We start from the raw sequence: 5,541 nt of genomic DNA, 5'->3' as shown, positions 1-5,541 counted from the left end.
CGGCGATCGCCCCGCCAGTCGAGCCGCCGGTCGCCCCGCCGGTCGACCGGCGCGTCGCCCGGTTCGGGCCGGTCGCGGATCTGATCGAATCGCTGCACGCGACCGTGACCCGCACGACGCCCGCCCGCGCGGTGAAAGTGCTGGACGCCGGTGGGTTCGATTCGTTCTGGAAAGCGTTGCCCGCGGAGCTGGTGGCGAAGTGCCGGGTCACGCTGCTCGATCCGGGGCTGAAGAAACCGCCCAGAGAGGCCCGCGATCCGCGGTTCGAGTACCTCACGGGCGACGTCTGCGAGTTGCGCCGCTGGCGAACCGGGGAGTTCGACCTCGCCTTCAGTCAGGGCACGTTGGACCACTTGGGAATGTACGAGCGGCAGGAACGCTTCGCCGCGGAGCTGCGGCGGGTCGCCCGGCGGTACGCCGTCCGCACGCCGAACCTGTGGTTCCCGATCGACCCCGACTACCGCGTCCCGCTGTGGCAGTTCCTCCCGCAGCGGATGCGGATCGCGATTCTCTGTCGCACCGCGGTCGGCTGGGTCGACCGGGCGGAGAACCGGGAGGACGCCGTTCGCTGGGTCGAGGAAACCCGGCTCGTCACCGCGAGCGAACTCCGTCGACTGTTTCCGGACGGCCGGCTGATGCGGGAACGGCTGTGCGGCTTGACGAAGTCGTTTCTGATGATCGGCCCGGAGAAATTTCTGGACGGCTGAGGGACCGACAGCCCGAGACGCAAGCCGAGGTTCTTCGATGGGCGCAGACTCACTCGGCCTCGGCTTGCGCCTCGGGCTGCCGGCTCTCGCCGTCGTCCGGCGCTTCCCTCGCTGGTTCGGCCGGGACGGGTTCGGCCGGGACGGGTTCGGCCGGGACGGGTTCGGCCGGGATGAGACGTTCGGCGGGGTCGGCGAGCATGCCGGCGATGCAGGCGGTCATGAACGCCGCCAGCGTGCCGGCGACCATCGCCTTCATCGCCAGCGCCGCGACGCTCGCCCGGCGGTTGGGCGCCAGGAACGCCAGCGCCCCCATCTGAATGCCCACGCTGGAGAGGTTCGCAAACCCGCACAGCGCATACACCGCGATCATCCGGCCGCGGGGGGAGAGGTCCTCGTCGGACAGCTGCGAGAGGTCGTAATAGGCGATGAACTCGTTGAGCACCGTCTTCTTCCCCAAGAGTTCCGCCACCTTGGGGCAATCGTCGATCGGCGTGCCGAGCGCCCAGGCGACCGGCCAGAACGCCCAACCGAGCAGACGTTCCAAGCTCAGATCGGGTAGCCCGACCGCCCCGCCGGCGGCGCCCAGGATGATGTTCACCAGCGCGATCAGCCCCAGGAAAGCGAGCATCATCGCCCCGACGTTGATCGCCAGCTTCGCCCCCTCCGCAGCGCCGCCGGCGGCGGCGTCGAGAGTGTTGTGATACGCCGCCGGCCGGTCGATCGCGGCGCCGCCGGCGGTCTCGGGGACGTCCGTCTCCGGCCGCATCAACTTCGCCAACACCAACGCCGCGGGGGCGCTCAGGAGACTGGCGGTGAGGAGCTGCCCCGGGTCGATGCCCATGCCGTAATAAGCGACCAGCACGCCGCCGGCGACGGTGGCGAACCCGCCGGTCATCACGCTCATTAATTCGCTGTCCGTCATCCGGTCGAGGTAGCGGCGGATCAACAGCGGCGCCTCGGTCTGCCCGGCCAGCACGTTCGCGGCTGCGGCGAGGCTCTCGGCGCCGCTCACGCCCAGCGCCTTCTGCAACGCCCACCCCAGCGCCCGGACGATCGCGGGGATGACGCCCCAGTGCTCCAACACCGCCGACAGCGCCCCGAAGAACACGATGCTGGGCAGCACGAAGAAGGCGAAATAATGATCGCCGTACGTCTCCCCGAAGACGAACTTCGCTCCCTCTTCCACGCTGGCCAAAATCGTGCCGAACACGACGCCGGTCGCTTCATAAAACCATACGCCGACCGTCGTGCGGAAGAACAGCAGTCCCAAGGCGATTTGCAGCCCCAGCCCCCCGAGCACCACCCGCCACGGGACGCGGGCTTTGTGGGAGCTGAGCGCCCACGCCGTCAATAAAATCAAGACGAGGCCCAGCCCGCTGGTCAGCCGCAGGGAAAGGTCGTCCGGCACGGGGCGGGGTGGGGTCGAAGCGGCGCAGTAGAAATAGGAGGGCCCAGCGAGGCGATCGTAGCGGCGTCGTCGGCTTCTCGCCCCCCGCCGGTCTCCGACCCGGGGCGTTCGGACGATCCGTTGCGTTCGCGAGGTCGTGAATTCAAAGTATGGGACGCAGCGGCGTTCGCCGCGGTTTCCGCAAACAGGCGTCTTCAGATGCAAGATCCCACCTGGTCCTCGCCCTCCCGTGCGGCGTTAGGCGTGTTGACCTTCGATCCCGCGGACAATGCCTGGGGAGGGGAGATCGCCGGGGACGGCACGGACGGCGGGTTCGATTCGCTGACGTACGAGGTCGAAGACCCCTCCCCCGGCCGCGTTCGCGAACTGCGGATCGAGGTCGCCGAACCGACCGGCGACGATCCGCCGGCGCCGCCCTCCGACGCCGCCGCCGCGCTGGCGGAGCGTCTCGCGACCGAACAGACGGCCGTCATGAACGCCGCCCTCAACGGGTTCCTCGCCGAAACCCGGGGGGACGTCGCCGGCCATATGTGGTGGAGCGACGCGGAGGAGTTCAGCAGCATGTGGGACGACGAAGTCGGCGGGCCGCCCCCGACGGACGCCGCCGGATTGCGGCCGTATTTCGACGGGCCGGCGATCGTCGTCTACGACGCGGGTTCCGACGGTCTGGACGCACTGGACTTCGACGATGAACGCTCTCAGCCGGTCGCCGAATTGAAGTTCGAATCGATCATCGATCCGGAGCACGGCGTCTCGATCCTGCTCGACCACGACGCCCGCACGGTGGTGGGGACCGGCTACCAAAGCAGCGCGACGGCGTATTGAACGCCCTCAGGCCAGCACCTCGTCCACCGGTTCCAGCGGCGGGGGCACGCGGCCGGCGGCGGTCAGTTCGCGGAGATTAATCTCGATCGTCCGGCAGAGCGCCAGCAGCGGCAGGTCTTCCGGGTCCAGACCGAACGGGTCTTCGATTTCGTCGCCCAAGGCGTCCAGCCCCAGGAAGGCGTAGGAGACCAGCAGCACCGTAACCGGGCAGAGCCAGCCCAGCGTGCCGACCAATCCGAAGGGCAGGGCGAAGCAATAAAAGAACACCAGCCGGTGCGTGAGCACCGTATAGCTATACGGCATCGGCGTGTTTTTGATGCGCTCGCAACCGCCCTGAATGGCTGTCATCTCGGTCAGGGAGCTTTCCAAGTGCACGAGGTGATAGTCGTTGACGTGCCCGGTCTCCCACGCCTCGCGCAGCCGCAGACCCATCTGCTGGAGGCAGGCGATGGGGCGGTTGGACTGGGCGAGGACGGCTTTGGTTTCCTGTGCGTCGAGGATGCGGTGCAGGTCCGCGTGCGGGTCGGAGCCGCGGAGGTGATGGCGGAAGCTGTGCACATAGGCGACCTGTCGTAACGCCATCTCGCGGGCGAACACCCCGCAACGACCGCCCAACTCCGACAGGGCGGCGTCGGCGTCGCCGGCGTCGCGGCTCGGCGGCGTACCGTCGTCCGCGGGGAAGACGTGCTCGCCGGCGTCGCCGGCGGTCGGGGCGGCGCCGGTTCCCGTGCCGTCCCCCTCCGGCTTTTCATCAGCATGGGCCGCGGGCCGAGCGGCGATGCGAGCCATGCCGTTGGCCTTCGCCCCGGTCTCCTGGCCGTGCAGGTTGGCGCCGTCGACCGCGACGCCGCCGTGCCCGACGGACTTCAGCGCCGCGGCGCCGCTGGTCATCATCGCGCATTGCCGGGTGAAGCTGCGGGAGACGTTCACCATCCGCCCCCACAGCTTGCGGCCTTCCCACCAACGATCGTAGGTGGCTTTCGCCCGGAAGCTGAGGAACACGGAGATCGCCAGCCCCATCACGGTGAACGGCTCGAAGGTGAGCCAGTTCTCCGTCTCTTCGACCCCGCTGTAGAACAGCTTGTGCATCGCCGTGACCAGCGTCGCGAACAGCCCGGCGCTGAGGATCTTCGGGTAAGCGTCCTCCAGGCTGGACCCGGAGATGCTGAAGACCATGCTCAGCCAGGGCAGCCGACGCTTCGGTTTGACGATCATCGTACGACGAGTTGGCTGCGGAGAACGCGGAGCGGGGGGGCCGGGGGGCGGGAGTCTAACCACGTCCGCTCGTTCGTCAGGTCCGGACATCGAGGACGCCGACGCCGACGACGGCCCTGCCCCGCGCGGCGGGGTGGTCGGCGGACGGGGCGATGCGTCAGAATCGCGGCGCCTCGCCCGTTCGCCTCGTTTCGTTCCCCCGGCTCCCGCAGCGTTCCGTGTCCCGCTCCGCCCCCGAGAAGATCGGACCGTACGAACTGGGCGAGGTGCTCGGTCGCGGAACCGTCGGCACCGTCTACCGGGCCGTCGACGTCACCACCGGCGAGGCCGTGGCGCTGAAGATCCTGTTGCCGCAGGTCTCCGTCGACCCGGAGATCAGCGCCCGATTCGAGCGCGAAATCGAGATCCTGGAGAAGCTGTCGCACCCCAACGTCGTTGGATGTCTGGCCAGCGGCAAGACCCCCGCCAACGATCCCGCCGGGTCGCGGTGGTATTACGCCATGGAACTGGTCGAGGGCGGCACGCTGGCCGACCTGCTGAAGGTCAAGCGGGTGCTCGACTGGGAGGACGTCGTCGAACTCGGTTGGCAACTGTGCAGCGCTCTTCAGCACCTGCATAACAACGGGGTCGTGCATCGCGACTTGAAGCCGTCGAACGTCTATTTCACGCAGGACGGCGTGGTGAAGCTGGGCGACTTCGGCATCGCGTTGGATATCTCCTCCTCCGCCCTCACGGAGCAGGGCAAGACGGTCGGGACCTGGCTCTATATGAGTCCCGAACAGATCCGCGGCCAGCACCTGGACGACAAGACGGATCTCTATGCGCTGGGCTGCCTGCTCTACGAGTGCCTGACGGGGCGTCCGCCGTTTACCGGGGCGGGGTTCGCGGACATCTTCGAGCAGCACCTCCGCCGCGAGCCGACGCCGGTGAAAAAGGTGTGCGGGCTGGTGCCGAACGATCTGGACGCGGTGGTGACGGAGTTATTGGCGAAGGATCCGAAGAAGCGTCCGCTGAACGCCCGCGCGGTGCAGGGGCGCCTGGCCGAAGCCCTGATGCAGAAGGAAGAACGCACGCTGGAGCGGGACGACAAACGGGCCGACCGCCGCCGCGAGAAGCACGCGCAGACCCGTTCGCCGGACATCTGGGCGCTCGACCCGCCCCGTCGGGCGCTGGGCGGGTTGCTCGCGGAGGTCCGCCGCAACCCCGACCACCGCCAAGCCGGCTGGGGAGCGGTGGGGCTGATCCTGGCCGTCACCGTCGCCTTGCTGGCCGTCGTCGCGTTCGTCTCCGGCCGGCTGTGAAGAGGGCGTCGCGGACGAAACACACGATGAATCGCCTCGTCTCCCCCCTCTCCCCTTTTTGGGGGAGAGGGGCTGGGGGTGAGGG

Annotated in this window: 5 protein-coding genes; 3 read left to right on the top strand and 2 right to left on the bottom strand. The window is 68.5% G+C overall.

What is annotated here, in order from left to right:
* The coding region (locus tag LzC2_RS19980; protein ID WP_171189794.1) for a methyltransferase domain-containing protein at positions 1-707 on the top strand (707 nt) is incomplete at its 5' end.
* A gap of 49 nt (positions 708-756) precedes the next feature.
* On the opposite strand, the gene LzC2_RS19975 is transcribed toward LzC2_RS19980, so the two are convergent.
* Positions 757-2,115 (bottom strand): NupC/NupG family nucleoside CNT transporter, encoded by a 1,359-nt coding sequence (locus LzC2_RS19975; RefSeq protein WP_206678823.1) that lies wholly within the window; start codon positions 2,113-2,115, stop codon positions 757-759.
* 198 nt (positions 2,116-2,313) lie between these two features.
* Between LzC2_RS19975 and LzC2_RS19970 the strand changes: the two genes are divergently transcribed.
* Positions 2,314-2,940 (top strand): hypothetical protein, encoded by a 627-nt coding sequence (locus LzC2_RS19970; protein WP_171189793.1) that lies wholly within the window; start codon positions 2,314-2,316, stop codon positions 2,938-2,940.
* 6 nt (positions 2,941-2,946) lie between these two features.
* Here the strand turns inward: LzC2_RS19970 and LzC2_RS19965 are convergent, their stop codons facing one another.
* Positions 2,947-4,155 carry a bestrophin family protein gene (locus tag LzC2_RS19965; protein WP_171189792.1) on the bottom strand — a complete coding sequence of 403 codons (1,209 nt, stop codon included), beginning with the start codon at positions 4,153-4,155 and terminating at the stop codon, positions 2,947-2,949.
* Between the two features lie 218 nt (positions 4,156-4,373).
* Here LzC2_RS19965 and LzC2_RS19960 point away from each other — a divergent pair, with 218 nt between their 5' ends.
* Positions 4,374-5,456 (top strand): serine/threonine protein kinase, encoded by a 1,083-nt coding sequence (locus LzC2_RS19960; RefSeq protein ID WP_171189791.1) that lies wholly within the window; start codon positions 4,374-4,376, stop codon positions 5,454-5,456.
* The last annotated feature ends 85 nt before the right edge of the window (positions 5,457-5,541 follow it).

This window comes from Alienimonas chondri (assembly GCF_013036045.1).
GTDB lineage: Bacteria > Planctomycetota > Planctomycetia > Planctomycetales > Planctomycetaceae > Alienimonas > Alienimonas chondri.
Note: the sequence above shows the minus strand (reverse complement) of the source record. Positions and strands in the feature narration are given on the sequence as shown.

Excerpts from the sequence above, each read along its gene's own strand:
- LzC2_RS19970 (WP_171189793.1), top strand. The coding sequence starts at position 2,314 with ATGCAAGATCCCACCTGGTCCTCGCCCTCCCGTGCGGCGTTAGGCGTG.
- LzC2_RS19965 (WP_171189792.1), bottom strand. The coding sequence starts at position 4,155 with ATGATCGTCAAACCGAAGCGTCGGCTGCCCTGGCTGAGCATGGTCTTC.